Below are 26,084 nucleotides of genomic sequence, written 5' to 3'. Positions count from 1 at the left end.
GCAGGTGCAGGTGCAGGTGCAGGTGCAGGTGCAGGTGCAGGTGCAGGTGCAGGTGCAGGTGCAGGTGCAGGTGCAGGTGCAGGTGCAGGTGCAGGTGCAGGTGCAGGTGCAGGTGCAGGTGAAGCTACAGATTCAGGCTCAGGGAGCAGGTGATCCAGGGCATTGAAAACATGCGCGCAGCGTCCGCAGCGTACTTTGCCGTTCACCGCCGCCAGCTGGTCGCTGTGGACGCGGAAGGCGGTGCGGCAATTGGGGCAGCGGGTGGCGTAGCGCACGGCTCAGCCTTGCTTGACGCCGGACAGGCAGGCCCAGCCTTCACGCTGGTCGGCCAGTTGCAGCTCAAACCATGGCGCGTAGGCTTCTTGCACCAGCGCCACCTGTTCGACCAGAATGCCGGACAGTACCAGCTGGCCGCCGCTGCGGACGTGGCCTGCCAGTAGCGGCGCCAGTGTACGCAAGGGATTGGTCAGGATATTGGCCACCACCACGTCGTACTGTCCATTGGGTGACGCATCCGGCAGGTAGAAGTCGATGTTGACTTGGTTCTGGCTGGCATTGTCATGGCTGGCCTGGATCGCTTGTGGGTCGATGTCGACGCCCACCACGTGGGCGGCACCCAGTTTGCGAGCGGCCAGTGCCAGAATGCCGGAGCCGCAACCGTAGTCCAGTACGCTGCTGCCGACCGGCAAGTGACGGTCCAGCCATTCCAGGCACAGACGCGTGGTCGGGTGGCTGCCGGTACCAAAGGCCAAGCCCGGGTCCAGCCAGAGGTTGATACTGCCGTCCTGCGGGGCCTCGTGCCAGGTGGGGGTGATCCACAGGCGGTTGGAGATACGGATCGGGTCGAACTGGCTTTGCGTCAGCCGTACCCAATCCTGCTCGGCGACTTCAATCGCCTCATAGGGCGGCAGCTTGGGCCAATCGAAATGGGCCTGCAGCTGGGCCAGCAGCGCCTCGACATCGCTGTCTTCACCGAGCAGGGCCAGTACCCGGCTATCGTGCCACAGGCTGTCTACTGCCTCGCCCGGCTCATTGAACAAGGGTTGTTCCTTGTCGGTGCCGGCGTGGGCGTCCTCAATCGACACCGACAAGGCGCCCAGTTCAAACAGCGCATCCGACAGCGCCTCTGCTTCCTGACTTGACGACATCAGGGCCAGCGAAATCCAGCTCATGCCACATCCTGTTCCAGTGATTCCAAAGGGGGATCACCCCATGCAGGCGACATCATGCCATGCACCGGCAGGAAGCGGAAGGCATGTCAGCGCTGCTGACGGCTCCGTTGCCACTGTGCCAGCATCACCAGCAGGACGGCGCTGAGGATGATGGTCATGGCCAGCACCATGCGCGGGGTCACCGGCTCGCTCAGGAACAGTGTGCCCAGGCCCACCGCCACCAGCGGGTTGACATAGGCGTAGCTGGTGGCCAGGGCGGGGCGCACGGTCTTCAGCAGGTATTGGTAGGCTGAATAGGCAATCAGCGAGCCAAACACGGCCAGATAGGCGGTGGCCAGCATGGCTTTAGCGGGAGGGATGTGGTGAATGCGCTCGCCATGCAGTAAGCCGGCCAGGCTCATGCACACCCCGGCGCACAGCATCTGCGCGGCAGAGGACATGGGGCCAGTGGGCATATTGATCCGTCGACTGAGGGCAGAGCCCAGTGCCCAGCAGAACGCCGCCGCCAATAGCAGGAAGGCGCCCAAGGGTTGCCCTGACAGGCGCTGATCACTGTTGAGCAGCAGGATACCGGCAAAGCCTACGGCCAGCCCCAACCACTCAATACCATGCGCGCGCTGACCCAGCAGCCAATGGGCGCACAGAATGGAAAACAGCGGTACCGTGGCAATCATGACGGCCGCCAGACCTGTAGCGACCCATTGCTCGGCAATCGTGACCGCACCATTGCCCACGCCGAGCATCAAGCTGCCGATCAGCAAGGCATTGCCCCACTGGCGCAAGGTAGGCAAAGGATGGCCACGGTGCTTCAGCCACAGCAGCATCAACAGCCCGGCGCTCCAGAAGCGGGTGCCTGCCATCAGCAAGGGCGGGATGCCATCAATGGCCAGCGCAATGCCAAGGTAAGTGGAGCCCCAGATGATGTAGACGGCAAACAGGGCCAGCAGAACCGGCAAGGTAAACGGATGGCGCTGCGTCATGGTCGGGCCCGACAGTAGAATGGTTGCAGCGTAACCGACAAAGCAAAGCCGCAACAGGCACAGTTGTGCCGGTTGCGGCCAGTACGGTTTGCTGCTGCGGGCTTAGCTGCCCTTTTTCAGCTCTTCCAGTCGGTGCTCCAGATAGTGGATGCTGGTGCCGCCTTTGCCGAAGGCGGCGTCCAGCATCAGCTCCTGATGCAGCGGGATATTGGTCTTGATGCCGCCAATCGACATTTCTGACAGGGCAATGCGCATCTTGGCCATCGCCTGCTCACGGGTTTTACCGTAGGCGATCAGCTTGGCGATCATCGAGTCGTAGTTCGACGGCACGCGGTAGCCCTGATAGATGTGCGAATCCACCCGGATACCCGGGCCGCCCGGCGCGTGATAGCTGGTGATCAGGCCGGGTGAGGGAATGAAGTTGAACGGGTCCTCGGCGTTGATGCGGCACTCCATGGCATGGCCGACCAGATGCACATCCTTTTGCTGGTGCCGCAGTTTTTCGCCTGCCGCCACCCGGATCTGCTCCTGCACGATGTCGATACCAGTGATCATCTCGGTCACCGGATGCTCCACCTGCACACGGGTGTTCATCTCGATGAAGTAGAACTCGCCGTTTTCAAACAGGAATTCAAAGGTGCCCGCCCCACGGTAGCCGATACGACGGCAAGCCGCGGTACATGCTTCACCAATCTTCTTGCGCTGTGCCGGGGTGATGCCCGGAGCCGGAGCCTCTTCCACCACCTTCTGGTGGCGGCGCTGCATGGAGCAATCCCGCTCGCCCAGATAGATGGCATTGCCGTATTCGTCGGCCATCACCTGGATTTCAATGTGGCGAGGGTTCTCGAGGAACTTCTCCATGTAGACGGTCGGGTTGCCAAAAGCGGCACCGGCTTCGGTACGCGTCATCTGCACCGAATTGATCAGCGCACCTTCGGTGTGTACCACCCGCATGCCACGGCCACCGCCGCCACCGGCAGCCTTGATGATCACCGGGTAGCCAATCTGCTTGGCAATTTTGGCGATCTCTTTCGGGTCGTCCGGCAAAGCGCCGCCGGAACCCGGTACGCACGGTACCCCGGCTTCGATCATCGCCTGCTTGGCGGACACCTTGTCGCCCATCAGGCGAATGGTGTCCGGGCGCGGGCCGATGAACACAAAACCACTTTGCTCCACCCGTTCGGCGAAGTCCGCGTTTTCGGACAGGAAGCCGTAACCCGGGTGAATGGCCTGCGCGTCGGTGACTTCCGCCGCAGAAATGATGGCGGGGACGTTCAGATAGCTCTGGTTGCTGGGGGCCGGGCCAATGCAGACCGATTCATCGGCCAGCTTGACGTACTTGGCCTCGCGGTCCACTTCGGAGTGGACCACCACCGTCTTGATGCCCATTTCGCGGCAAGCGCGCTGGATACGCAGGGCAATTTCGCCACGGTTGGCAATGAGGATTTTTTCAAACATGGTCAGGACACCTGTGACTGAATGATGGGCGTCGAGTCAGCCCTGCGCGGCAGGGCCGGCCTCACTCGATCACGAACAGCGGTTCGCCGTATTCCACCGGCTGACCATTTTCCATCAGGATGGCCTTGACCACGCCTGCGCGGTCGGCTTCGATTTCGTTCATCAACTTCATGGCTTCGATGATGCACAGACGGTCGCCGACGGCGACACTGCTGCCTACTTCCACAAACGGCTTGGCGCCCGGTGCACCCGCGCGGTAGAAGGTGCCCACCATGGGTGACTTCACCAGGCTGCTGTCTGCCCATTGCGGGGCGGCGCTGGTTTCGCTGGCGGCGGCGACCGCCGGTGCAGCAGCCGGTACCGGTGCAGCAGCCGGTGCGGCTGCGTAGGCTGGGGCCTGCACGTAGTTGACCGGGGCATTCACAGTGCGGGTGATGCGGACTTTTTCTTCGCCTTCGGTCACTTCCAGTTCGGCGATACCCGATTCCTGAACGAGGTCAATCAGCTTTTTCAGCTTGCGCAGATCCATGGGTCTTGTTCTCCGTATGGGCAGCTGGTCAGGACGTGACGCGCGTCAGCGCCTGATCCAGCGCGTACAGGTAGCCATCCGGCCCCAACCCGCAAATGACGCCGACCGCCTTGTCGGAAAAATACGAATGCTGGCGGAACGGTTCGCGGGCGTGGACGTTGGACAGATGTACTTCGATGAAGGGCAGGTCCACCGCAGACAGGGCGTCACGCAGGGCGACGCTGGTATGGGTGAAGGCTGCCGGGTTGATGATGATGAAACGGGTCCCGTCCTCGCGGGCCTGATGAATGCGCTCGATCAGCACATGCTCGGCATTGCTCTGCAAGGCATCCAGTACCACACCAGCCTGTGCGGCACGGGCCGCCAGCCTGGCGTTGATGTCCGCCAGCGTGGCATGGCCATAATGCTGCGGTTCACGGGTACCAAGCAGATTGAGGTTCGGGCCATGCAGCACCAGGATACGGGCGCTGTGTGTCGGCAACCGGGCCTCATCTGCAGGACGGGTCGTTTTTTGCATGGGCGCAAGTTTGCCGCAAGATGTCGGAAATTGTCCAGCAATTCGCGCAAGTTTGCTGCAAGTGAACGTACGTTTACCTTATGGAGCCAGTAAACACCGGTGTTTGCTGCAAGATGGGTGCCGTTGGCCTCAAGGTCGTGGCAACAGCGGTTCCAGCACCTGACGCAGCACATCCTCGGCAATCGGGCCAAGATGGGTGTGCAGCAGGCGGCCATCCGTATCGTAGACCAGGGTAAACGGTAAACCGCCGGTCGGGTTGCCGAGCTCGGGCAGCAGTTTCAGCCCTTCTTCACCGGTCAGCAGCAAGGGGTAGTTGATGTTCAGCTCATGCGCAAATGATTCGACCAGATCCGCCTGATCTAGCGCGATGCCGACAAATTGCACCCCTTGCAGCGCAAAATCGCTCTGGATGCGGACGAAGGCGGGTATTTCCTCACGACACGGCGCGCACCAGGTGGCCCAGAAATTCACCACCAGCACCTTGCCACGCCATTGCGACAAAGGCTGCACTACCCCTTGCAAGTCGGGCCAGCGCCGTTGCCACAATTGCTGCCCAGGACCGGCCGCCGGGGTGGGGGACGGAGGGGGGGCGCTTGCAGCGGAAGCGGCCGCGGCATGCGGCGAGGTTTGCCACAGGCGCAGGCCGAAACCCGCACCGGCAGCGACCAGGCCCACCCCGATGCCCCACAGCCATTGTCTTCTGCTGGCCTGCATCACGCCTCCAGCGGACGGAGTGCCGCAATGAAGGCCTCCGGTGGCATGAAGCCGATCAGGGGGGGCTGAGCCTGCCCGCTGCGGTCATACAGAATGATGCCGGGCGGACCGAACAGACCGAACCGGGCCAGTAGCGCGCGGTGTCCCGGCAGGTTGGCGGTGACATCGGCACGTACCAGCAACACGCCTTGCAGTTTCCTTTGCACCGCCGGATCAGAGAAGGTCTCGTGCTCCATTTCGATGCAGCTGCTGCACCAGTCGGCATAGAAATCCAGCAGCACGGGTTGACCGGGGTGCTGCTGTCGCAGCTGGTCCAGTTCCGCCGGGGATTGCACCGGGCGGAAGCTCAAGGTCGGCGCGGGCGCGGCCTGCGCACTGCGGAACAGTCCACCCAGTGGCTTGCGGAAATCATCGGCGCCACTGGCTGCACCCAGCAGCTGCGTGATGCCGATCACCAGCAGCACCACACCCAGGCCTTTCCACAGCTTGCGCCAGCCTGAAGCGTTGTGCGCGGGCAGGGGGTCGAGCGCGGACAGGTAGATGGCGGATACGATCAGCAAGGTGGCCAGCAGCAGCATCAGCAGCCGGGGGGGCAGGATGGGTGACGCCATCCACAGGGCCACCAGCAGCATCAGGGTACCGAACAGCTGCTTCACCGCCAGCATCCAAGCCCCGGTCTTTGGCAGGATGCGGCCACCGAACCAGCCGATCAGCAACAGCGGGGTGCCGACGCCGAGCGCCATGGCATACAAGGCCAGCCCGCCCAGCCACAAATCGCCGCTCTTGGCGATGAACAGCAAGGCTGCCGCCAGCGCTGGCGTAGCGCAGGGGCCGACAATCAAGGCCGACAAGGCCCCCATCACCAGCACGGGCAAGAATCGCCCACCCGGCATGCGGTTGCTCCAGGCATTGAATCGCGTTTGCCAGCCCGACGGCAACTGCAATTCATACAAGCCGAACAGGGACAACGCCAGCAACACCATCAGCAGGGCAAAGCTGGCAATGACCCACGGCTGCTGCAGCCACAGCGTCAGCGGCAGCCCCAGCGAGCCGGCGGCAAGCCCTGCCAGCGTGTAGCTGATGGCCAGACCCTGTACATAGGCCATGCTGAGCCAGAAGCTGCGGGCGCGACGGGTGGTTTCACCATGCTGGCCGATGATGAGGGCCGAGACAATGGGAATCAGCGGATACATGCAGACTGTGGCCGCCATCAGCAACCCGGCCAGGAAGAAGCCGCCCAGGGTCAGCCACAGGCTCACCGGATGTTGTGCACTCGGGAAAGACAACGCCGCGCTGGGCGCGGCGTTGGTATTGGCCCCCAGCAGGCCGGGCAGTTTGCTGTCCAGTGGCTGGACAATGCCACCGGGGCGTAGCTGCCATTTCCGGGTGTGTGGCGGGAAGCAGACCTTGTAGGTTTCCGAGCAGCCCTGTGAACGAATCTGTAACTGGGCTGGACCGGTGAGTGGCTGGCTCAGGGGCAGCAGGATCTCTACCGATTTGTGATAGACCTGCACCCGTCCAAAGCTGGGGTCATCCTTGCTTTCGCCAGCGGGCAGGGTCAGGCTGACGGGCTGCCCATCCAGCGTGGCCGCAAAGCGGTCGCGGTACAGGTAATAGCCGGGTTCGATGCGGATCTGCAGCCGCAGCTGCTGCGGGTGTTCAAAGCGCAGCTGCGGGATGAATACCTGCTCCGGTGGCCGCAATTCGGCCTGTGCCGGCCGCAGCAGGCAAGACAGCATCAGCAGTAACAGGCAAAGACGCGCTATCATGTTTCACTTCATTCGGGGAACGCTTTGACACTGTCGACCATCCAAGTGAGGTAAGTCGGCAGCCCTTTGCATATAGGGACTGCGATGATCTCCGGAAGTTCATACGGATGCAAGGCCTGCAAGCGTTTTTCCAGCGCCGGGTAGGCCTGCTGGGTGGTTTTGATCAGCAAGGGTGTTTCTTCATCCTGCACCACCTGCGCTTGCCAGCGGTAGAACGAGCGAACGGGCGGCAGCAGGTTGATGCAGGCCGCCAGTTGCTCTTCCACCAGAAGCTGGGCCATGCCTGCCGGGTCGGCATTGGCCGGAATATTGCACAGGACCAGAAGTCCTTCAGTCGAAAGTGTTGTCATGTTGCGTGTTGCCCTGTTGTGTGTGCTGGCCTTGCCGGTGCTGGAAGTCTTGGGTCTGGTCTGGCTGGGTCAGCAGATCGGTAGCTGGGTCTGGCTGTATATGCTGGTCACCATCTTGCTGGGGTGGGGCTTGCTGAAGAGTGTACGCCTGACGGCAGCCTGGGTCATGTTGCAGTCGGCCCGACAGCAACAATTGCCGGTATGGGGCTTGCTGTATGCTTTGCGGCAGGGTCTGGCCGGGGTGCTGCTGATCATCCCCGGCATGTTCACCGATGTACTGGCCTTGCTGCTGCTCTTGCCGTGGCCGATGCCGCAGCGCTGGCAAGCCAGCGTCAGCCCCTCGCAGGGACCCACTACCCAGCATGCGGACCCGGATGTGCTGGAAGGCGAGTTTCGCCGCATGGATTAAGGGCAATCAGCCCAGGGCGGCCACCAAGGCCTGCAGACGAGGGCGGAGCGCCTCGTCCGGGCCGGATACCTTCACCCGCTTGCTGCGGCTGGTCTCACCGCTGAGCAGTTCAAGCTGTCGTTGCGGGATGTTCAGTTGCGTCGCCAGAAAGACCAATAAGGCCGCATTGGCCTTGCCGTCAACCGGTGGGGCGGCGAGGCGGATTTTCAGCGCCTCGCCATGCACCCCGACTACTTCACTGCGTTTGGCACCGGGCTGGATGTGCAGCGTGAGTATCCATTCCCCCGCTGCGGCCTGCCGCAGCCAGCTGGCGTTCAAAGCAGCACGGCCCGCAGCAGGCTTTGCTGCAAGGAGGGCAGCGCAAAATACAGGATCACTTGCAGTACCAGGATCAGCACCAGTGGGGAGAGGTCAAAACCAGACACTGGCGGGATCAGCCGTTGTAAAGGGCGCAACAGTGGGCCGACCAGGGCACTGAGCAAACCCGCCAGCGGATGATAAGGGCTGGTCCAGCTGAGGATGCACAATACAAAGGCGCTGCCGATCAGCAGATACAGCTCGACCTGCATGACCTTGATGACTGCCAGTCCCAGCGTAAAGGGCAGCAACACACTCAAGGGCAAGGTAAAGCCTGTGCTTTGCAGAATCCAGGCACTGAGCAGACTCAGCACCCAGGCCACCAGCAAGGCCGCCACCAGCGTGGCCAGGTCCAGCCCGAACAGGCCGGGGATGATCCGCCGCAGCGGGCGTATCAGCCAATTGGTGAAGTTGATGCAGAACTGCGACAGCGGGTTATTGAACGAGGCGCGGGCGCACTGCAGTGAAAACCGCAGCAGCAGCACCAGAATGAAAAAACCGATAATGGTATCGAGGATGAATCCCAAAGCCTGCATCATGCCAGCGGTTCCTGAATGCGGTGATCCATTTGCTCAGCCGGGCTGTCGTTTTCGCAGACGCCCACCACCCGTGCCGGTACCCCCGCCACGGTAACGTGCGGCGGCACGGCCTTCAGCACCACGCTGCCGGCGCCGACCTTGGCGCCTTTGCCCACTTCGATGTTGCCAAGAATTTTGGCGCCAGCCCCGATCAGCACCCCCTGCCGAATCTTGGGGTGGCGGTCACCGGATTCCTTGCCGGTACCGCCGAGCGTCACTTCCTGCAAGATGGACACGTCGTCTTCGATCACGGCCGTTTCGCCGACCACGAAGCCGGTGCCATGATCGAGCAGTATGCCTTTACCGATGCGTGCCGCCGGGTGGATTTCCACCGCAAACACTTCCGAAATGCGGTTCTGGATGTGCATGGCCAGCGCGTGCCGCCCCTGTCGCCACAGCCAGTTGCCAATGCGGTAGCACTGCAAGGCCTGGAAACCCTTGAAGAACAGCAGCGGTGTGGAGAAATCCTTGCAAGCCGGGTCACGGCTGCGTACGGCTTCAATGTCAGCCCGGATGGACTGCATGATCACCGGGTCTGCGGCCAGCGCTTCACTGATCAACTCCATCAGCACCCGTGCATCCATGGTTGGACTGGCCAGCTTGCTGGAGAGGTGAAAGGCCACCACATCGTCCAGCGTCTTGTGCCGCAACACGGTCATGTGCAGGAAAGAGGCCAGCATGGGCTCTTCGGCCGCAGTGCGGCTGACCTCATCCCGTATGCTGAGCCACAGTGCATCTTTGCTCATGCTTGCGCCCCTTGCGACAGCAGTGCACCCATTTCCACCGAGCGCGCCTGGGCACGCTCAGTGGCACGGCAGACAATCTCTGCCAGACCGTCGGCCTGTAGGCTGAGGATGCCTTGCTCGGTCACGCCCTTTTTGGAGGTGACTTTCTGTCGCAGGCTGGCTGGGTCTTCACCGCTGTGGGCCAGCAGCGCAATGGCACCCTCAAAAGTGCGGCCCGCCAGCTGGCTGGCGTCGGCATCCGAGAAGCCCAGTTTGCGGGCGGCTTCCGCCAGTGCCTCGACCATCAGGAACACATAAGCTGGGCCGCAGCCGGAAATGGCGGTCAGGGCATCCATGCGGTTTTCGTCATCCAGCCACACGGTCGTTCCTACGGCGGCGAGGAGCTGATCCACCAGGGTGCGTTGTGCCTGCTGTACTTCCGGCATGGCGTATACACCGGAAACCCCTCGTTGAATCTGGGCTGGCGTGTTCGGCATCACCCACACCAGCTGGCGGTAGTCGCCCAACCATTGGCTGAGTGTGCTGGTACGGATGCCCGCCGCCACCGAGATCAGCAGCTGCTGATGCAGCCAGGGGCGAATCTGCTCGGCGAGTGCCGCCATGCCCTGTGGTTTGATGGCGAGCACCACCACATCGGCCTGCAGGTCCGCCTCACTGACATTCAGCGACCAGCTGGCGCCGTGCTGCTCGGCAAAGCGGCGGCACTTGTCCTCGTTACGATCGACCACATGCAGTTGCAGGTCGGGGTGCCCCTGCTGGTGCAGGCCGGCTATCAGGGCTGCGGCCATATTGCCGCCGCCGATAAAGGTAATGCGCATGTTGTGCAGGCTCCATGTTCATCAACCGGTATCGGCGTGGCCCGGGCGGGGTCAGCGGCTGATACCGGCAGCGAGTTCGTCCAGCTCGGCCTGGATTCTCTCCGCCAGCTGGGGGGTAATGTCGGTGACACGTTCGGTAAAGGTATCTGGCTGCTGGACCTGATACGCGCGGGCGGTCAGCAGCATGGTGTTGCCTTGCTGGTTAATCTGGTAGCTGATGCGCACTTCTTCAAGCGGCTTGCCTTTCACTTGCGGCAGCAGGCGGGCGACGGTCAGCTGGGTTTTGCTGCGGGTCTTGGTCTTCATGTCCTTCTTGGCGCGCATGTCTGCCAGTCGGTCAAAAGCCTGTTTGCTGTTGTTGCCGGGCAAGCTGACCTGCGGCCCGCTGGCCGGGACCACCGGTTTGGTGTTTGCGGGCGGCGGGGTGGTGGGTGTGGTGTTGCCGCTGCTGATGACTGGCGTCGGCGTTCCCCGGTTGGCGGGTTGCTGATGGGAAGGACAGGCGCTGAGCAGCAGGCTCAGGGCGGACAGCAACAGCAGCTGTGGCAACGGACGGAACGACAGGTTCATGCAGGATTCCCCGGGTAATGGCGGTGACCGAAAATGGCCGTTCCGACGCGCACCATGGTCGCCCCTTCCCGAATTGCGGCCACCATGTCGGCAGACATGCCCATCGACAGGGTGTCCAGCGCCAGCCCGTTCGCCTGCAGCTGCTCATAAAGCTCTCGCAGGGCAGCAAACGCGGCCTGCTGCTGTAGCGGGTCCGTCGTCGGGGCTGGAATACACATCAGCCCACGCAAGGCCAGACGGGGCAAGCGCGCCACCGCTGCGGCCAGCGCGGGCAGCTCCGACGGCACCACACCGCTCTTGCTGTCCTCCCCGCTGATGTTGACCTGCAGGCAGATATTCAAGGGCGGCAGATGTGCGGGCCGTTGGGCGGACAGGCGCTCGGCAATCTTCAGCCGGTCTACGCTATGAACCCAGTGTGCAATTTCGGCAACGGGGCGCGTCTTGTTGCTCTGTAACGGCCCGATGAAATGCCATTGTACTGGCAAATCCGTTAGAATATGGGCCTTGTCCAGAAGTTCCTGCACATAGTTTTCGCCAAACGCCGTTTGCCCGGCGGCCCAGGCTTCCCGGATCGCTTCTGCCGGAAAGGTTTTGCTGACGGCCAGCAATTGCACGCTGTCAGGCTCACGCCCGGCGGCAAGCGCCGTTTGCCGGATCTGCTGGAGCACGCCTTGCAAGGCGCTGGATATTGAACTCATAATGGACTGTTGCCGCCTGTGAAGGCGCTTCCTGCCGTTGTTTGCCGTTGCATCTGCGCGAAAGGATAGTATAAATGGAAATCGCTGAGCTGCTGGCGTTTTCAGTAAAGAACAAGGCGTCCGATTTGCACTTGTCCTCCGGGCTGCCGCCGATGATCCGGGTGCATGGTGACGTACGGCGTATCAACCTGCCGCCGCTGGAGCACAAAGACGTACACGATATGGTGTACGACATCATGAACGATGGCCAGCGCAAGGTGTATGAAGAAACGCTGGAGTGCGATTTCTCGTTTGAAATCCCCAACCTGGCGCGTTTCCGGGTGAATGCCTTTGTGCAGAACCGGGGCGCTGCCGCTGTGTTCCGTACCATCCCGAGCAAGGTGCTGACGCTGGAAGAGCTGAATGCACCGGTGATCTTCAAGGAAATCTCCAATCAGCCGCGCGGCATTGTGCTGGTCACCGGGCCGACCGGCTCCGGCAAGTCCACCACGCTGGCCGGCATGATCAACCATATCAACGAAAACGAGTACGGCCACATCCTGACGGTGGAAGACCCGATCGAGTTCGTGCACGAATCGAAGAAGTGCCTGATCAACCAGCGCGAAGTCGGGCCGCATACGCTCTCCTTCAACAACGCGCTGCGTTCGGCGCTGCGGGAAGACCCGGATGTGATTCTGGTGGGCGAAATGCGTGACCTGGAAACCATCCGGCTGGCGTTGACCGCCGCCGAAACCGGTCACCTGGTATTTGGTACCCTGCACACCAGCTCGGCGGCCAAGACCATCGACCGGATTGTTGACGTGTTCCCGGCAGCAGAAAAGGACATGGTGCGTGCCATGTTGTCCGAATCGTTGCGGGCGGTGATTTCGCAGACCCTGCTCAAGACCAAGGACGGCACGGGCCGGGTGGCGGCGCACGAAATCATGATCGGCACCCCGGCGATCCGGAACCTGATCCGTGAGAACAAGATTGCCCAGATGTACTCCTCCATCCAGACCGGCCAGGGCGTCGGCATGCAGACGCTGGATCAGTGTCTGCAGGAGCTGGTGCGTCGCAATATCGTGAGCAGTGCCGAAGCCAAGGTGCGCGCCGCCAACAAGGATCTGTTCCAGTAACCCGGTGCAGCAGCGCTGACCTGATTCAAGGAGATTGCCATGGAGCGCGATCAGGCTACCAAATTCATGCACGACCTGCTCAAGCTGATGGTCGCCAAGAATGCATCTGATTTGTTCATTACGACAGACTTCCCCCCGGCGCTGAAGATCGACGGCAAGGTGACGCCAGTCTCGAATCAGGCGCTGTCGCAACAGCACACGAAGGAATTGGCCCGGGCGGTGATGAACGACCGCCAGGCCGAAGAGTTTGAAGCATCCAACGAGTGTAATTTTGCCATCAGTCCGCCGCAGATTGGCCGCTTCCGGGTGAACGCCTTTGTGCAGCAGGCCAAGGTCGGACTGGTGTTCCGGACCATCAACACCAAGATTCCGACGCTGGACGAGCTGAAGCTGCCCACTGTACTGAAAGACATTGCCATGACCAAGCGCGGTCTGGTGATCTTTGTCGGTGGTACCGGCTCCGGCAAATCGACTTCGCTGGCGGCGATGATCGGCTTCCGCAATGAAAACTCCTTCGGCCACATCATCACCATCGAAGACCCGATCGAGTACGTGCACGAGCACCGGAGCTGTATCATTACCCAGCGTGAAGTCGGGGTGGATACCGACAGCTGGGGTGCCGCACTGAAGAACACCCTGCGGCAGGCGCCGGACGTGATCCTGATCGGTGAGATTCGTGACCGCGACACCATGGACTACGCCATTGCCTTTGCCGAAACCGGCCACTTGTGCATGGCCACCCTGCATGCCAACTCGGCCAACCAGGCGCTGGACCGGGTGATCAACTTCTTCCCGGAAGAGCGGCGTGCCCAGCTGCTGATGGACTTGTCGCTGAACCTGAAAGCCTTTGTGTCGCAGCGACTGTTGCCGATCAAGGGCACCAAGGGGCGGGTGCCTGCGGTAGAAATCATGCTCAACTCGCCGCTGATTGCGGACCTGATCTTCAAGGGCGATGTGCACGAGATCAAGGAAATCATGTCCAAGAGCCGCGAGCTGGGCATGCAGACCTTCGACCAGGCGCTGTTCGATCTCTACGAAGGTGGCTATATCAGCTACGAGGATGCCTTGCGTAATGCCGACTCGGTGAATGACCTGCGTCTGCGCATCAAGCTGCACGGGCAGGAAGCCAAGAGCCGGGACATTCTCTCCGGGCTGGATCACCTCGACATCGTTTGACCGGCAAGGCTCCTGACAGAGGCCTGTCAGGAGCCGGGCGTACACTGCAGTTCCAGCTGGCGATTCGCGCCGGTGACGACTGACAGGAGCCCTGATATGACCGCTGCCACTGCCGCCTGCCTTGAGCAAGTGTGGTTTCGCACCCACCCCGACGTTGACGCCGACACTGTGCTCGCTGCCGCACATGCCATGCAGGCCGATGTCGCCCGCCTGCCGGGCTTTCGCCATCGCCAGCTGGCCCGCTCGGAGGATGGGCGCTGGCTGGATTCGATTCTGTGGCAGGATGCTGCCAGTGCGCAGGCTGCCATGCAGGCGGTGATGCAATTACCCAGCTGCGGCGCTTTTTTTGCGCTGATTGAGCCGGAGAGTATCGACATGCAGCACCTGCAGAGCTACCCACTGTGATCACCCCGCCGTCTGCCGCCGTGCTGGACTGGCTGGCGCGCTGGCCGGAGCCGTGCGCGACACTACTGCTGCAGCTGCGGGCTCAGTTGCTTGACGCCCAGCCTTTGCAGGAGCGCCTGAATCTGGGCTGGCAAGGGCTGGCTTTTCATCATGCCACCGCAGGCTATGTCTGCGGCCTGTTTCCGCAGCGGGATGGTGCGGTTCACCTGCTGTTCGAGCATGGGGTTGAGCTGCATGATCCGCAGCAACGCTTGCTGGGAGACGGTAAGCGTTGTCGCCACTTGCGCTTTGAGGCAGCGGGCGATGTTGCAGGCGATGAGCTGCTGGGCTTGCTGGCCGAGGCGGTTGCCATCGGACAGACCAGGAAGCGCCGATGAGGCGGGCCGACCGGCTGATGCAGATCCTGCTGTTGCTGCGCGGGCGGCGCTGTACCACCGCCCAGCAGCTGGCGGAATGGCTGGAGGTGTCCGACCGCACCATCTACCGCGATATCCGTGACCTGATGAGCAGTGGCGCACCGATTGATGGCGAAGCCGGGGTAGGCTACCGGCTGCGCAAGGGGTTTGAATTGCCGCCACTACTGTTCACCCCGGATGAGGTGCGCGCCTTGCACCTCGGCGCGCGCATGGTGGCGGGCTGGGCGGACCGGGAGGCCCGGCAGGCGGCCCAGGCGGCGATGACCAAGCTGGAAACCACCTTGCCCACTGCACTGGTGCAAATGCTGCAAGCCAACCCCTCCTATGTGGCCGGCCAGCGCCCCTACCCGCTGGAGCGGCTGGCCCCGGTGCGGGAAGCCATCTTGCAGCGTCACAAACTGCTGCTTAGCTATGTGCGTGAGGATGGCCTGCTGACCGAGCGGGTGGTGTGGCCACTGGGACTGTTCTTCTGGGGCGATCGCTGGACGCTGGCAGCCTGGTGCGAATTGCGCCAGGCCATGCGCCACTTCCGTATCGACCGTCTGCAGCAGTGGCGGGTGTTGGAGGAAGGGTATCCACTGCAGGAAGGTCGAACATTGCAGGATTATCTGCGCAGCTTGCGAGAAGATCATGCCCGTTTGATTGCAGATCATGAGCAGGTGCGACACTAAGCATCTGTACTGTCTCAGCCATGCCATGATCTGGGCGGTGGCTCCCGATTGTGCGCACTGTATGGGCGTGCTGTAATCTACGGGTCGACCATTCCATGGAGCCGGCATGCGTGGTGGCATGCCGCGTCTTACCCTCATGACTACCCCTGCTCTGCTGCGTGACATCAAGGCCGAATTGACTACCCCTCGCTTGCAACTGCGGGTACCCCGTGCTGGCGATGGCACTATCGTCCATGCGGCGGTGGTGGAGACGCTGGACCTGCTGCGGCAATGGCCTGCCTCCCTGCCGTGGGCGCAGGCTGAGCCCTCGGTAGAAGTGTCCGAGAGCTGGTGCCGTTTGAGCGCGGCCTGGTTCATGCAACGTACCACGTTGAATTATCTGGCCTTCGACTCCGCAGGTGAGCTGGTGGCCAGCATCGGCTTGCATGATATTGACTGGGCCGTTCCCAGCTTTGAGATTGGCTATTGGGGCCGAAAAGGCTATCAGGGGCAGGGCTTGATGCGTGAAGCTGCTGGAGCTTTGGTACGCTATGCCTTTGCACAGCTGGGTGCGCGCCGGGTAAGCGCCTGGACGGATGAGGCGAATGTTGCCAGTCGCCGTCTGTGCGAGGCTATCGGCATGCAGCTGGAAGGCATACTGCGCCACGAGCGCATTACGCCAGATGGTCAACTACGCAATAGCTGCGTTTACGCTGCGGTTGGCTGAGGAGTAATACACGCAGCTTGCAGGTAGCCGATCAAGCTCTGGGTGATGGCCGCTTCCAGTTGAACGATGTCCTGTCCGGCAGGTGGGGAGATCACTGCAGCATGGATCAATGCCTTGGCGGTGTTCAGCAGTACCCAGGCCGCCAGTTGCGGCTCTGGCGGCTTGAATTCATCTTGGTGTTCACGCAGCAAGGACAGCATACCCTCCATTACCACTCGCTCGTGTGAGGGGCTCATCTTGGGCTCATCCAGATGCTGTAATTCCAGCTCCAGTATGCGCAACAGTGTTGGCTGTGCCAGATGGGCGGCCAGCTGGGCGTGAATCAAGCGGGCCAGCCGCTCAGCCAGTGGCAGGCCATGGGTGCTCAGAATCACACTCCGCATCATGGCATGCATCTCTTCGCCATGCTGGGCATGCAGGGCGGCAATCAGCGCATCTTTGTTAGGAAAGTACTGATACACCGATCCAACACTGACACCGGCCCGCTCGGCCACGATATTGGTATTGGTGCCAGCGTAGCCGCGCTCAACCAGAATGCGAGCTGTCGCTTCCAGAATGTTGTTCACCATCTGCTGCGAACGCTGCTGGCTGGGCTGCTTTCGGGGTTTGGGGATAGCGGGCATGGCGCAGGGGAATGTGAGTAGGTAATGAGTCGCATTATGCCTATACTGCATAACGCGAGCAATTACTCATATTTAAACTTCCTCGAGTGAAACTGACGAGATTACCCTCCCATGCTGAAGCCCTTATTGAATACCGTGACCCGTCTGCGCATCAAGGTGGATGCTGAAGTGCTGCAGGTCTATCAGGACACGCCGTTGATGCGTCGCATTGTACTGGGAGGGGACTTGCAGCCACTGCTGGAGAATGATGACACCGTGCGACCTGCCAGTTGGGTCAAGGTAGAGGTTCCCGGTGGTGAAAGCCGTGCCTATACCATCCAGCGGCTGGACACTGTAGCAGGAACCCTGGAGTTGGCGTTTGTGTTGCATCAGCCGCTGGGCCCAGTCTCCGCCTGGGCCGCGCAGGCGCAGCCCGGGCAGAAGGTCCGGCTTGCGGGGCCACGACTGGGGCGATTTGACCCCCCGGCCGACGTGAGCTGGCTGTTGTTGGGAGGGGATGCCACCGCCTTGCCTGCCATGCATTCCATTCTGCGGCAATGGCCTGCCCACCTGCCAGTACAGATGGTAGCCGAAGTGGCGGGACCGCAGGAGCAACAGACCATGCCTGCTCACCCTTTGCTGCAGGTACATTGGCTGAGCGCAGAAAAAGAACCGGGCTGGGCACTGTATCAATGCTTGAGCCAGCATGCATTGCCACCCGGTCCGGGCTATGTCTGGCTGGCGGGCGAAGCCACCGCCATTCGAGCCCTGCAGGTACATTACCGCAATGCGGGCATCCCGGTGAGCGCCAAAGGCTACTGGAAGCAAGGCGAGGCACGCTTCAAGGACTGAATCTTGTTCTGCAGCACGTGGTCATGCATGATAGCGCTTCAGCGAGGCCAGTCCCGCTGCTGCCCATCATTGCTCAGGTCAGCCCATGTTGCTTGAACTGCTACGTGCTCAGGAAATAGAACTACATCAAACGGCAGTTCGCCATGACCCGGCACGGCTAGAAGCGCTGCTGCACCCGGCGTTTGAGGAGTTTGGCCGGTCTGGCACCGTGTACAGCCGCGACAGCATCGTCGCCGCCTTGCTGGCGGAAAGCGAAGGCCCTGCCATCTGGTCGCAAGACTATGCACTGACCCCACTGGGTGATGCGTTAGCGCAGTTGACCTACCGTTCCGCCAACCTGGATGCATCTGGCCGCCTCAGCCGCTTCACCCTGCGCAGCTCGCTCTGGCAGCACACGGCTGCGGGTTGGCAGATGCGCTTCCACCAAGGCACGCCCACCCGCCGGTTTGCCAAGCGAGTAGGCTAGACGCTTCAGCTTTTCAATTCAGCCCACACCGGGGTGTGGTCACTGGGGCGTTCCCAAGTGCGGGGCTCGCGGTCGATGTCGCAGGCCGAGAGCTTGTCCAGTGCCGGGGCGGAAAGCAGAATGTGGTCGATGCGCAGGCCGAGGTTGCGGCGGAAGCCGTTCATGCGGTAATCCCACCAGGTGAAGGCTTTTTCGGTCGCGGGCTGCAGGTGACGGTAGGCGTCGGTCAGGCCCAGTGCCAGCAGGCGTTGGTACGCTTCCCGCTCAGGCGGGCTGACCAGCACTTGCCCTTCCCACGCCTTGGGGTCGTGTACGTCGAGGTCGGCGGGGGCGATGTTGTAGTCGCCCAGCAAGGCCAGCGAAGGATAGCGCTGAAGCTCGCCCTGCAGCCAGTCGTGTAGCGCACTCAACCAGCCCAGTTTGTAAGGGTACTTCTCGGAGTCCAGTGCCTGACCGTTGGGAAAGTAGCCACATACAATCCGCAGGCCACCCACCGTCGCGGCCACCAGTCGGCGTTGCTCGTCTGGCAGGTTGGGCAGGTTGTACTGGATGTCTTCCAGCGGCTGGCGCGAGAGGATGGCCACGCCGTTGTAGGTTTTCTGGCCGGTAAAGGCCACCTGATAACCGGCCGCCTCCAGCTCGGCACGCGGGAACTTGTGGTCTTCCAGCTTCAGCTCTTGCAGGCACAGCACATCCGGTGCGGCCTGCTGCAGCCATTGCAGCACGTGGGGCAGTCGGACATTGAGCGAGTTGACGTTCCAGGTGGCAATGCGCATGGGAGGGCTCCGGTGGCGGGTGGGCGCAGCATAGGGGTTGCGCCCGGGGGCGTCAATGGCTCCGTGCCCGCTTAGCCGAGACGGGCCAATTGGCTGGCGGCGTCACTGACCGTGAATTGGCCGGGGGCTTCTACGTCCACAGAGCGCACCACGCCATCTTCGACGATCATGGCGAAGCGCTTGCAGCGCAGGCCCATGCCGTGGGCGGCGAGGTCCAGCTCCAGGCCGAGGGCGCGGGTGTAGTCGGCGCTACCATCGGCAATCATGGCCACCTTGCCACTGGCACCTTGCTGCTCGCCCCAGGCGTGCATCACAAAGGCATCGTTGACCGCAAAGCACCACACTTCGTCCACGCCCTTGGCGCGAAACTGTTCGATCTCGCCAAGATAGCCCGGCAGGTGCTTGGCCGAGCAGGTGGGGGTGAAGGCGCCGGGCAGGCCGAAAATCACCACCTTCTTGCCCTTCAGGCGTTCCTGTACCTCAAAGCGGTTGGGGCCAATGCTGCAGCCCTCGCCCGGCTCGGTCAGGTATTCGCTCAGTTGCCCAGCGGGGAGCTGCTTGCCAGCTTCAATCATCGTTTTCTCCTTGTTGTGATCAGGGTTATTGCCCCTGCAATGCAACAGACCCGCCGAAGCGGGTCTGTGGTGGGTTCTGCTCAAAGCGTTAAAGCACGTAACGGGCAAGGTCTTCATTGACCGCCAGTTCACCCAGTTGCTGGTCTACCGCTGCCGCGTCCAAGGTGATGGTTTTGCCCTGTTCATTGGCGCTCTGGAAGGAGATCTGCTCCAGCAGGCGCTCCATCACGGTGTACAGGCGGCGTGCGCCGATGTTCTCGGTCTTCTCGTTCACTCGCCAGGCAATCTCGGCCATGCGGTGAATCGCGTCCGGGGTGAACTCCAGCGTGACGCCCTCAGTGGCCAGCAGGGCCTGGTACTGACGAATCAGGCAGGCATCGGTACGGGTGAGGATGCTCTCAAAATCGGTGACCGACAGTGACTCCAGCTCCACACGGATCGGGAAGCGGCCTTGCAGCTCGGGGATCAAATCGGACGGTTTGGCCAGATGGAAAGCACCGCTGGCGATGAACAGGATGTGGTCGGTTTTCACCATGCCGTATTTGGTGGAAATGGTGGTGCCTTCCACCAATGGCAGCAGGTCACGCTGCACGCCCTGGCGTGAGACCTCGCCACTGTTCTGCCCGTCGGAGCGGCTGGTGATCTTGTCGATCTCGTCGAGGAACACGATGCCATTCTGCTCGACATTGCGCAGCGCCTTGGCCTTGACGTCCTCGTCATTGACCAGACGCGCGGCCTCTTCTTCCACCAGCAGCTTGTAGGCCTCTTTCACCGTCAGCTTCTGGCTTTTTTTCTTGCCGCCACTCATGTTCTGGAACATGCCCTGAATCTGGCTGGTCAACTCTTCCATGCCAGGTGGCGAGAAAATCTCGACGCTGGCCTTGGGGGCTTCCAGCTCGATTTCAATTTCCTTGTCGTCCAGCTGGCCTTCACGCAGCATCTTGCGGAATTTCTGGCGGGTGGCGCTATCGTCCGGCTTGTCTTCCGCCAGCCCGAAGCCCATCTGGCGTGGTGGCGGCAGCAGGGCATCCAGCACGCGATCCTCGGCACGGTCTTCGGCATGATGACGCTGCTTGTGGGCCTCCTGTTCGCGGGTCTGCTTGATGGCGGTTTCCAGCAGATCACGGATGATGCTGTCCACATCACGCCCAACATAGCCGACTTCGGTGAACTTGGTGGCTTCCACCTTGATGAAGGGGGCATCGGCCAGCCGTGCCAGACGACGGGCGATCTCGGTTTTGCCCACGCCGGTGGGGCCAATCATCAGGATGTTTTTCGGGGTGATTTCCTGCCGCAGCGGCTCTGCCACCTGCTGGCGACGCCAGCGGTTGCGCAAAGCAATGGCGACCGCCTTCTTGGCGGCTTGCTGGCCGATGATGTGCTTGTCCAGCTCGTGGACGATTTCCTGCGGGGTCATGCTCATGGAGGCTTCCTGCGACACGGGTGCGGATTAGTCCAGCGACTCGATCAAATGGTTCTGGTTGGTGTAGATGCACAGGTCGCCCGCGATGGTCAGCGACTTCTTGACGATGTCGACCGGTGCGAGCGTGGTATTTTCCCATAATGCGCGCGCGGCAGACTGGGCGTAAGCCCCCCCTGACCCAATGGCCGCAATGCCATCTTCCGGTTCCAGCACATCACCATTACCGGTGATGATCAGGGTGTGGTCGCGGTTGGCCACCGCCAGCATGGCTTCCAGCCGCCGCAGCATGCGGTCGGTACGCCAATCCTTGGCCAGTTCGACGGCAGCGCGCAGAAGGTGGCCTTGGTGCTTTTCCAGCTTGCCTTCAAAACGCTCGAACAGGGTAAAGGCGTCTGCCGTACCGCCAGCGAATCCGGCCAGGATCTCGTCGCGGTACAGACGTCGAATCTTGCGGGCGGTGGATTTAATGACGATGTTGCCGAGGGTGACCTGGCCATCGCCACCGAGGGCAACCTGCCTGCCACGGCGGACAGACAGGATGGTGGTGCCGTCGAATTGCTGCATGCTGGGCTTTCTGTTGCGTATTACCCAGCAGATGGGGGCAGCTCAGGCAAAACGCAAGGGGCTTACTTGCGGTAGTGCAGCTTGCAGAAATCGTGCATGCCGAGCACACGGAACAGCGCACCCACCAGATGGCTCACCTGGCGCAGGTGCAGTTCCTTGCCCTGCTGCTGCAGTTGCACCAGCAGGTTGAGCAGGTGACCGGCGGAGACAAAATCCATACGCTCCAGTAGCAAGCAGTCAATATTCACCACGCTACGGGCTTCGGCATGTTCCATCAACAGGTCCAGCTCCCCCACCTTGTCTGCCCCATAATGGCCTCGCAGCACAAAGGCATCTGCCAAGGGGGCGGCCAAGGGTGCCTCGGAGGGGGCTGCTTTGGCGGCGGGAGCTTTGGGTAAAGGCTCCCAGGAGGGGGGGGAGACTTCATAGGTGACCGCGTAATCGACCGCCAGGGTTTCAAACGCTTCTTGATCCCCCTGCCATTGCAGACACTCCAGCAGGAACAGCCAGCATGGAATGTCGGCCTCATCACGCCGCATCATCTCGATTCGGTCTTGCAGCAGTTGCAGCAAGGCTTCGGGCTGCGCCAGCTGCACGCGCACTTGCTGGCGACGCAGCAGGCGCAGCGCGTCGGTCATGGCAGGCAGGGCGGTCGCCACCAAGTCGGTCACCCGGCTGCAGTCCAGCTGTACCAGCTTCTGCTTCTGCGCTTGCTGCTGCAGTTGCTGGATGGCTTTGCTGATGCCCGCTTCGCTCAGCTGGCTCGGCAGCAGGGTCAGCGCGTTGCTACTTTCTTTGCCTGTGGCGGCACTGCGGCTGGCACGCTGCCAGATCGGGGCCGTGCGCTCAAACGCCACCACAAACTGCAGGGCCAACTCATCAAACGCCGCCTTGTTGTTCTGTACCTGATACAGCTCCAGCAGCATCAGCCACAGCTCTTCGTCACAGCGCGGCTCGCTATTGACCTGCGCACTCAGCAATTCCACTGCCGCTTCATATTGCTCATTGGCGTAGAGAATGGCGGCCTCTTCCATGGCCGACACATCGGCGGGTGCCAGCTCAACCGGGAAAAAAGCGGAAGTATCCGGCAGGGCCGTTGTGGGCTCGGCCAAAGGAGGCGCAGGCTCGGGCGCAGGTGCAACCTTGCCTGCGGGCTGCACGATAACAGGCGCAGCCGGGCTGGCTTCGCGCCCCTTTGGGATCGCAACGCTGGGGGCGGACGGGCTGGCAGGCTCGTCCGGCTTCTTTTTGAAAAACGAAAACATGGCCACGGGATCAAGGCATCCGGTTTGCGCGGGCTCTCCATTCCACCCGCCTTGCCTCTAGTGTAGGCCCAGATGATGGGAAAGAGATGACATTTCGCAATATTTAAATCTTCTCACCCGTTATTGTATCCAGAATCTGATCCACTTAGACAGATTTATGCAATCCGCATTCTTCGCCTGTCTGATTGCAGAGACACTCCGAGAGGGTGGCATAAAACTCCCCCCCATCCCGGGTGTTGAGCCATTCATTCTGCCGCCAGGCAAAATGGTAACCCCCGCTGCGTGCCGCAATCCACAACTCCTGATTCGGCACATGCCGATTGACCACAATCTTGCTGCCATCCGGACACTCGATCTCCAGCACATTGCCACTCCACAGCACCTCCAGGTCCAGCCCGCTGGCATCCAGCTGGTCCTGCAGATGACGGAAGACCTGATCGGTATGGGTAAGGAATTCGGACTCGGTCATGTTCAAGCCCCTTATTTGAGCTGCGGGCCATAGCGGCGGGCATGATCAATCAGCATGCTGAGGATCATTTTGCCTTCCGGGCTGGGATCTTCCAGCAGGGCGATAATGAACTGGTCGCGATAACGCGGATAGGCGACCAAAACTTGCTGCACGCGTTGGTGGGCCAGTGCGGTTTGGCCATTCAGCGCTAGGAAGTAGGCCTCGCGGATCAAGAAGACTGGATGTGGCGTATTAAGATTCACCTGCGTTAGCAGGTCCAGTTTCATGGGTAGCCAATTACGGTCATAGCTGAGTCGCGCCGCTATTATACGATCGGTTATGGCGCTCAACCAGATATTCTGTGAATAACTGACCAGATCAATCATGACCGAGTCACCCTTCAGGTTCTTATCCCCGGTAAAAATACGCGACAATCGTGTGTATTGGTACACCGTAAGGCTGCTCACCAGCAACATGCAAAGGGCAAAAAGGCCGATAGACAAACGGAAACTGGGTTTCCACGCGCGCCGCCCCCAGGCAGATTGGGGGCAGAGCGCCAGCAAGATGACAGCAAAGAAGAAGAAACCTGGCACCCAGAGCGACCACTCCAGCTGTGCGCGGATCAGGATCACAATCAGCAGGGCACCGATCAGATTGTCTTGCTCGCGGCGGCAGATTTGCCGGACTCCAACCCACAGTAATGGCGCAATGCAGGCCAAACCTGCCAGGCCCGTCACCGCCAGTAACTGGAAGAAGGCATTGTGGGAATGGTCGAACATGGCAGACTCTACCACCTTGGCGTAGGCGGGCAGCTGCTGTAGCTGGAAGGAATGCCAGGCATAGTTGCCCCAGCCCACACCCAGCCACGGGTGGGCCAGAAACAGGTCAATGCACTTCTGCCACTCAATCAATCTCCGCATGCCGCCACGATTGATGGAGGTGATGGCACTTTCCCCGGCCCCCCAGAGCTGCTGCTGAAGCCAGAAACCAAAGGTAGCCAGCGCCAGCAGGCCGATCATCATCATGACATGGCGTGAAAATGCACTGCGATGTTGACGATATTGCCAGGTCGCCCATAACACCAAGGCTGCGCCAATCAGTATGGGCGAACGAGAACCGGTCATCGCGATCACCCAAGCAAAAGCTACCGCGGCAAGCCACAATAGCCGCTGTGTGTTGCGTGAGACTTGCGGCAGTAGCCAGCAGATGGCCAGCATGCCATATAGCAGGTATTCGGTTAGCCAGTTACGTTGCCCCAGGTTGCCGACCACGCCTTGCATCTTGGCATTGGCGCCCAAAGCAAACCACGGTAGCAGTTTAGCTGCATCGAACCATTGCAGCGTTGCGATCAGAACATTGTAGAGACCACCGATGACCAAGCCCCAAGCTAGAGCCTGTAACACACGTGACACGCCGAATTGCTCGCGCAAGGCAAGCAGCGCCCAAGTCAGCAATGCCGCTACCAGCATGGCCAGCGCTGGTAGCCAGTTATTGGCTAAATATGGGGTGGGAATCAGGCGGGATTGCAATAACAGCAGCATCCCAAACGCCAGCCAGCTAAGTGAAGATAAGGAAAATGCAAGCTGACCGTGGCGCCAGCAGGCCCAACCCAATATCAATAACAATGGGGGGTAAACGCCGCTGACAGCTGATACCCAGCCAGGGTCGGGCAGCAGGCTGAAAGGGATTATAAAGGGCAGCAAACTGCACAGACTTACAACAAGGCTTATGCAGAAGTAAGGTCGTGTATTTAGTTCTTGCGGCATGATGATTATTCTGTGCAGGTGGGTAAGGTGGGAGTTACTTATGCTTATTAGCTTGTTAATATAACAAACTCACTTTATAAGCAAAAACGAAGAAGTCAATTTTCAGCAAGCTAGGAGCTGCATGTGCATAAAAAACAAAAAAGGGGCTGGCAGCCCCTTTTTTGTTCATTGCTGATGCAGTCAGCTAGCTTAGGTGCCGACGCCAGTGCGACGCTTCGTGCAAGTTGTACCACCTTGGCTGTTGACAGTAACACCCGAGTTCGTGAAAACCCACTGCAGCTGATTGTCAACCAGGCTCGGGGTCAGAGTAATCCCGCAGCTCCCAACTTGTGCGGTGCCACCGACGCGAATTGCACCGGAAGTGGTCACATCAGCGAAGCCAAACTTCAATGCCCAAGTTGAGCCAGTTGCGGCTGCGCCAATGTAATTGGAGTTTACCAGCTCAGTGTAGGTATCGCAGGGGGCGGAGTTGCCGGTGTTGTCCTGCATGCATTCAGCAATACCAGTTTTGATCGCACCCACGCCGGAGATGTTGTCTTGCCAGCGGCTGCGGGTCACGTAGTCCTGGTATTGCGGAATGGCGATGGCGGCCAGAATACCGATGATCGCAACTACGATCATCAGTTCGATCAAGGTAAAACCTTGTTGAACGCGTTTCATATGATTCTCCCGTAAGGGTTGTCTAGGATGGCAAAGCCAAGTCTTGTGCTTGGCCTTGTGGGCATTATATGCACAATGCGTGCCAGCGTGTTTATGCTGACAACATTTTTTGCAATTCGCCGCTCTCATACAGCTCGCGCATGATGTCGGAGCCACCCACAAACTCACCGCCGACATAGAGCTGCGGGATGGTGGGCCAGTTGGCGTAGTCTTTGATGCCCTGGCGGATTTCCGGGTCGTCCAGCACGTTCACCGCCTTGAAATCGGCCACGCCACAGGCTTTGAGGATCTGCACGGCGTTAGAAGAGAAGCCGCATTGCGGGAAGGTGGGGGTGCCCTTCATGTACAGCACCACCTTGTGGCTGGTCACGGTCTGGTGGATGTGCTCTTGTGCGCTCATGGTGTATGGACTCCGGCCCGCTAGGGCGTTGACGGTTAGAAGATCAGCTTCCGCAGTGGAAAATACTTGAGTGATTTTGTCGGATTCTAGGAAAAGTGACGCAGAGCGTCAATCGCTGTCGCAATGCGGCAGG

Annotated in this window: 34 protein-coding genes; 9 read left to right on the top strand and 25 right to left on the bottom strand. The window is 60.8% G+C overall.

Annotated features, from left to right (window positions below):
- From ACE3O2_RS17455 to cutA, 9 genes are all read right to left on the bottom strand, one after another.
- Positions 1-275, bottom strand: a 275-nt coding sequence (locus ACE3O2_RS17455) for an MJ0042-type zinc finger domain-containing protein (RefSeq protein WP_374339711.1), incomplete at its 3' end; no start/stop codon positions are given.
- Between the two features lie 3 nt (positions 276-278).
- A complete protein-coding gene (gene prmA, locus ACE3O2_RS17450; RefSeq protein ID WP_374339709.1) occupies positions 279-1,172 on the bottom strand; it encodes a 50S ribosomal protein L11 methyltransferase in 894 nt (297 codons plus the stop codon).
- Positions 1,173-1,258: 86 nt separating this feature from the next.
- Positions 1,259-2,152 (bottom strand): drug/metabolite exporter YedA, encoded by an 894-nt coding sequence (yedA, locus tag ACE3O2_RS17445; protein ID WP_374339707.1) that lies wholly within the window; start codon positions 2,150-2,152, stop codon positions 1,259-1,261.
- 102 nt (positions 2,153-2,254) lie between these two features.
- Complete coding sequence (gene accC / locus ACE3O2_RS17440) at positions 2,255-3,610, bottom strand: acetyl-CoA carboxylase biotin carboxylase subunit (protein ID WP_168878173.1); 1,356 nt, start codon at positions 3,608-3,610, stop codon at positions 2,255-2,257.
- 61 nt (positions 3,611-3,671) lie between these two features.
- On the bottom strand, positions 3,672-4,139 hold the full coding sequence (gene accB, locus ACE3O2_RS17435; RefSeq protein ID WP_374339705.1) for an acetyl-CoA carboxylase biotin carboxyl carrier protein: 468 nt from the start codon (positions 4,137-4,139) through the stop codon (positions 3,672-3,674).
- A 28-nt stretch (positions 4,140-4,167) separates the two neighbouring features.
- The gene (aroQ, locus tag ACE3O2_RS17430) at positions 4,168-4,656 is read right to left on the bottom strand and encodes a type II 3-dehydroquinate dehydratase (protein WP_168878171.1); all 489 of its coding nucleotides are present in this window, start codon (positions 4,654-4,656) and stop codon (positions 4,168-4,170) included.
- A 129-nt stretch (positions 4,657-4,785) separates the two neighbouring features.
- Positions 4,786-5,370 (bottom strand): TlpA family protein disulfide reductase, encoded by a 585-nt coding sequence (locus ACE3O2_RS17425; protein WP_374339702.1) that lies wholly within the window; start codon positions 5,368-5,370, stop codon positions 4,786-4,788.
- On the bottom strand, positions 5,370-7,139 hold the full coding sequence (gene dsbD, locus ACE3O2_RS17420; RefSeq protein ID WP_374339700.1) for a protein-disulfide reductase DsbD: 1,770 nt from the start codon (positions 7,137-7,139) through the stop codon (positions 5,370-5,372). The genes ACE3O2_RS17425 and dsbD overlap by 1 nt, the downstream gene beginning before the upstream one ends.
- 8 nt (positions 7,140-7,147) lie before the next feature.
- Positions 7,148-7,489, bottom strand: coding sequence for a divalent-cation tolerance protein CutA (cutA, locus tag ACE3O2_RS17415; RefSeq protein WP_374339698.1), 342 nt, complete (start codon positions 7,487-7,489; stop codon positions 7,148-7,150).
- Between cutA and ACE3O2_RS17410 the strand changes: the two genes are divergently transcribed.
- Positions 7,488-7,898: an FxsA family protein gene (locus tag ACE3O2_RS17410; RefSeq protein ID WP_374339696.1), complete on the top strand. Its 411-nt coding sequence runs from the start codon at positions 7,488-7,490 to the stop codon at positions 7,896-7,898. The two genes, cutA and ACE3O2_RS17410, sit on opposite strands and share 2 nt — an antisense overlap.
- 6 nt (positions 7,899-7,904) lie before the next feature.
- Here the strand turns inward: ACE3O2_RS17410 and ACE3O2_RS17405 are convergent, their stop codons facing one another.
- Genes ACE3O2_RS17405 through ACE3O2_RS17380 form a run of 6 tightly spaced genes read right to left on the bottom strand, consistent with a single transcriptional unit; the run spans position 7,905 to position 11,665 of the window.
- Entirely contained in the window at positions 7,905-8,216 is a 312-nt protein-coding gene (locus ACE3O2_RS17405) for a DUF167 domain-containing protein (protein ID WP_374339694.1), read from the bottom strand.
- Positions 8,213-8,794, bottom strand: coding sequence for a YggT family protein (locus ACE3O2_RS17400; protein ID WP_374339692.1), 582 nt, complete (start codon positions 8,792-8,794; stop codon positions 8,213-8,215). Before ACE3O2_RS17400 ends, ACE3O2_RS17405 begins: the two co-directional genes overlap by 4 nt.
- On the bottom strand, positions 8,791-9,579 hold the full coding sequence (gene cysE / locus ACE3O2_RS17395; protein WP_168878164.1) for a serine O-acetyltransferase: 789 nt from the start codon (positions 9,577-9,579) through the stop codon (positions 8,791-8,793). The genes ACE3O2_RS17400 and cysE overlap by 4 nt, the downstream gene beginning before the upstream one ends.
- Positions 9,576-10,397, bottom strand: a complete 822-nt coding sequence (gene proC, locus ACE3O2_RS17390) for a pyrroline-5-carboxylate reductase (protein WP_374339690.1) — start codon at positions 10,395-10,397, stop codon at positions 9,576-9,578. Before proC ends, cysE begins: the two co-directional genes overlap by 4 nt.
- Positions 10,398-10,448: 51 nt before the next feature.
- Entirely contained in the window at positions 10,449-10,967 is a 519-nt protein-coding gene (locus tag ACE3O2_RS17385) for a hypothetical protein (protein WP_374339688.1), read from the bottom strand.
- Positions 10,964-11,665 (bottom strand): YggS family pyridoxal phosphate-dependent enzyme, encoded by a 702-nt coding sequence (locus ACE3O2_RS17380; protein WP_374339686.1) that lies wholly within the window; start codon positions 11,663-11,665, stop codon positions 10,964-10,966. The genes ACE3O2_RS17385 and ACE3O2_RS17380 overlap by 4 nt, the downstream gene beginning before the upstream one ends.
- 74 nt (positions 11,666-11,739) lie before the next feature.
- Here ACE3O2_RS17380 and ACE3O2_RS17375 point away from each other — a divergent pair, with 74 nt between their 5' ends.
- The 6 genes from ACE3O2_RS17375 (at position 11,740) to ACE3O2_RS17350 (ending at position 16,154) form a co-directional block, all read left to right on the top strand.
- A complete protein-coding gene (locus ACE3O2_RS17375; protein ID WP_374339684.1) occupies positions 11,740-12,780 on the top strand; it encodes a type IV pilus twitching motility protein PilT in 1,041 nt (346 codons plus the stop codon).
- Positions 12,781-12,819: 39 nt separating this feature from the next.
- Positions 12,820-13,956 carry a PilT/PilU family type 4a pilus ATPase gene (locus ACE3O2_RS17370; RefSeq protein WP_374339682.1) on the top strand — a complete coding sequence of 379 codons (1,137 nt, stop codon included), beginning with the start codon at positions 12,820-12,822 and terminating at the stop codon, positions 13,954-13,956.
- 96 nt (positions 13,957-14,052) lie between these two features.
- Complete coding sequence (locus tag ACE3O2_RS17365) at positions 14,053-14,361, top strand: hypothetical protein (protein ID WP_374339680.1); 309 nt, start codon at positions 14,053-14,055, stop codon at positions 14,359-14,361.
- Positions 14,358-14,738: a hypothetical protein gene (locus ACE3O2_RS17360; protein WP_374339678.1), complete on the top strand. Its 381-nt coding sequence runs from the start codon at positions 14,358-14,360 to the stop codon at positions 14,736-14,738. The genes ACE3O2_RS17365 and ACE3O2_RS17360 overlap by 4 nt, the downstream gene beginning before the upstream one ends.
- Positions 14,735-15,448: a helix-turn-helix transcriptional regulator gene (locus tag ACE3O2_RS17355; protein ID WP_374339676.1), complete on the top strand. Its 714-nt coding sequence runs from the start codon at positions 14,735-14,737 to the stop codon at positions 15,446-15,448. Before ACE3O2_RS17360 ends, ACE3O2_RS17355 begins: the two co-directional genes overlap by 4 nt.
- Before the next feature lie 136 nt (positions 15,449-15,584).
- Positions 15,585-16,154: a GNAT family N-acetyltransferase gene (locus ACE3O2_RS17350; protein ID WP_374339674.1), complete on the top strand. Its 570-nt coding sequence runs from the start codon at positions 15,585-15,587 to the stop codon at positions 16,152-16,154.
- Here ACE3O2_RS17350 and ACE3O2_RS17345 read toward each other — a convergent pair.
- Positions 16,136-16,723, bottom strand: a complete 588-nt coding sequence (locus ACE3O2_RS17345) for a TetR/AcrR family transcriptional regulator (protein WP_374339672.1) — start codon at positions 16,721-16,723, stop codon at positions 16,136-16,138. The two genes, ACE3O2_RS17350 and ACE3O2_RS17345, sit on opposite strands and share 19 nt — an antisense overlap.
- A gap of 165 nt (positions 16,724-16,888) precedes the next feature.
- On the opposite strand from ACE3O2_RS17345, the gene ACE3O2_RS17340 reads away from it, so the two are divergent.
- Positions 16,889-17,608, top strand: coding sequence for a siderophore-interacting protein (locus ACE3O2_RS17340; protein ID WP_374339670.1), 720 nt, complete (start codon positions 16,889-16,891; stop codon positions 17,606-17,608).
- A gap of 85 nt (positions 17,609-17,693) precedes the next feature.
- Positions 17,694-18,074: a DUF4440 domain-containing protein gene (locus tag ACE3O2_RS17335; RefSeq protein WP_374339668.1), complete on the top strand. Its 381-nt coding sequence runs from the start codon at positions 17,694-17,696 to the stop codon at positions 18,072-18,074.
- 5 nt (positions 18,075-18,079) lie between these two features.
- On the opposite strand, the gene ACE3O2_RS17330 is transcribed toward ACE3O2_RS17335, so the two are convergent.
- The 9 genes from ACE3O2_RS17330 to grxD form a co-directional block, all read right to left on the bottom strand.
- Positions 18,080-18,850 carry an exodeoxyribonuclease III gene (locus ACE3O2_RS17330; protein ID WP_374339666.1) on the bottom strand — a complete coding sequence of 257 codons (771 nt, stop codon included), beginning with the start codon at positions 18,848-18,850 and terminating at the stop codon, positions 18,080-18,082.
- A 71-nt stretch (positions 18,851-18,921) separates the two neighbouring features.
- Positions 18,922-19,425 (bottom strand): peroxiredoxin, encoded by a 504-nt coding sequence (locus tag ACE3O2_RS17325; RefSeq protein WP_374339664.1) that lies wholly within the window; start codon positions 19,423-19,425, stop codon positions 18,922-18,924.
- A gap of 88 nt (positions 19,426-19,513) precedes the next feature.
- The gene (hslU, locus tag ACE3O2_RS17320) at positions 19,514-20,842 is read right to left on the bottom strand and encodes an ATP-dependent protease ATPase subunit HslU (RefSeq protein ID WP_374339717.1); all 1,329 of its coding nucleotides are present in this window, start codon (positions 20,840-20,842) and stop codon (positions 19,514-19,516) included.
- 33 nt (positions 20,843-20,875) lie between these two features.
- The gene (hslV, locus tag ACE3O2_RS17315) at positions 20,876-21,412 is read right to left on the bottom strand and encodes an ATP-dependent protease subunit HslV (protein WP_374339662.1); all 537 of its coding nucleotides are present in this window, start codon (positions 21,410-21,412) and stop codon (positions 20,876-20,878) included.
- 62 nt (positions 21,413-21,474) lie between these two features.
- The gene (locus tag ACE3O2_RS17310) at positions 21,475-22,677 is read right to left on the bottom strand and encodes an STAS domain-containing protein (RefSeq protein WP_374339660.1); all 1,203 of its coding nucleotides are present in this window, start codon (positions 22,675-22,677) and stop codon (positions 21,475-21,477) included.
- A 145-nt stretch (positions 22,678-22,822) separates the two neighbouring features.
- Positions 22,823-23,146, bottom strand: coding sequence for an iron donor protein CyaY (cyaY, locus tag ACE3O2_RS17305; protein WP_374339658.1), 324 nt, complete (start codon positions 23,144-23,146; stop codon positions 22,823-22,825).
- An 11-nt stretch (positions 23,147-23,157) separates the two neighbouring features.
- Positions 23,158-24,666 carry a Wzy polymerase domain-containing protein gene (locus ACE3O2_RS17300; RefSeq protein ID WP_374339656.1) on the bottom strand — a complete coding sequence of 503 codons (1,509 nt, stop codon included), beginning with the start codon at positions 24,664-24,666 and terminating at the stop codon, positions 23,158-23,160.
- 414 nt (positions 24,667-25,080) lie between these two features.
- Complete coding sequence (locus tag ACE3O2_RS17295; protein WP_374339654.1) at positions 25,081-25,551, bottom strand: prepilin-type N-terminal cleavage/methylation domain-containing protein; 471 nt, start codon at positions 25,549-25,551, stop codon at positions 25,081-25,083.
- Positions 25,552-25,642: 91 nt separating this feature from the next.
- On the bottom strand, positions 25,643-25,951 hold the full coding sequence (grxD, locus tag ACE3O2_RS17290; protein WP_374339652.1) for a Grx4 family monothiol glutaredoxin: 309 nt from the start codon (positions 25,949-25,951) through the stop codon (positions 25,643-25,645).
- Between the last annotated feature and the right edge of the window lie 133 nt (positions 25,952-26,084).

The sequence above is a fragment of the Leeia sp. genome (genome assembly GCF_041909055.1).
Classification (GTDB): domain Bacteria; phylum Pseudomonadota; class Gammaproteobacteria; order Burkholderiales; family Leeiaceae; genus Leeia; species Leeia aquatica.
The sequence above is the reverse complement of the archived record's forward strand: the minus strand, read 5'-3'. Positions and strand labels throughout refer to the sequence as shown.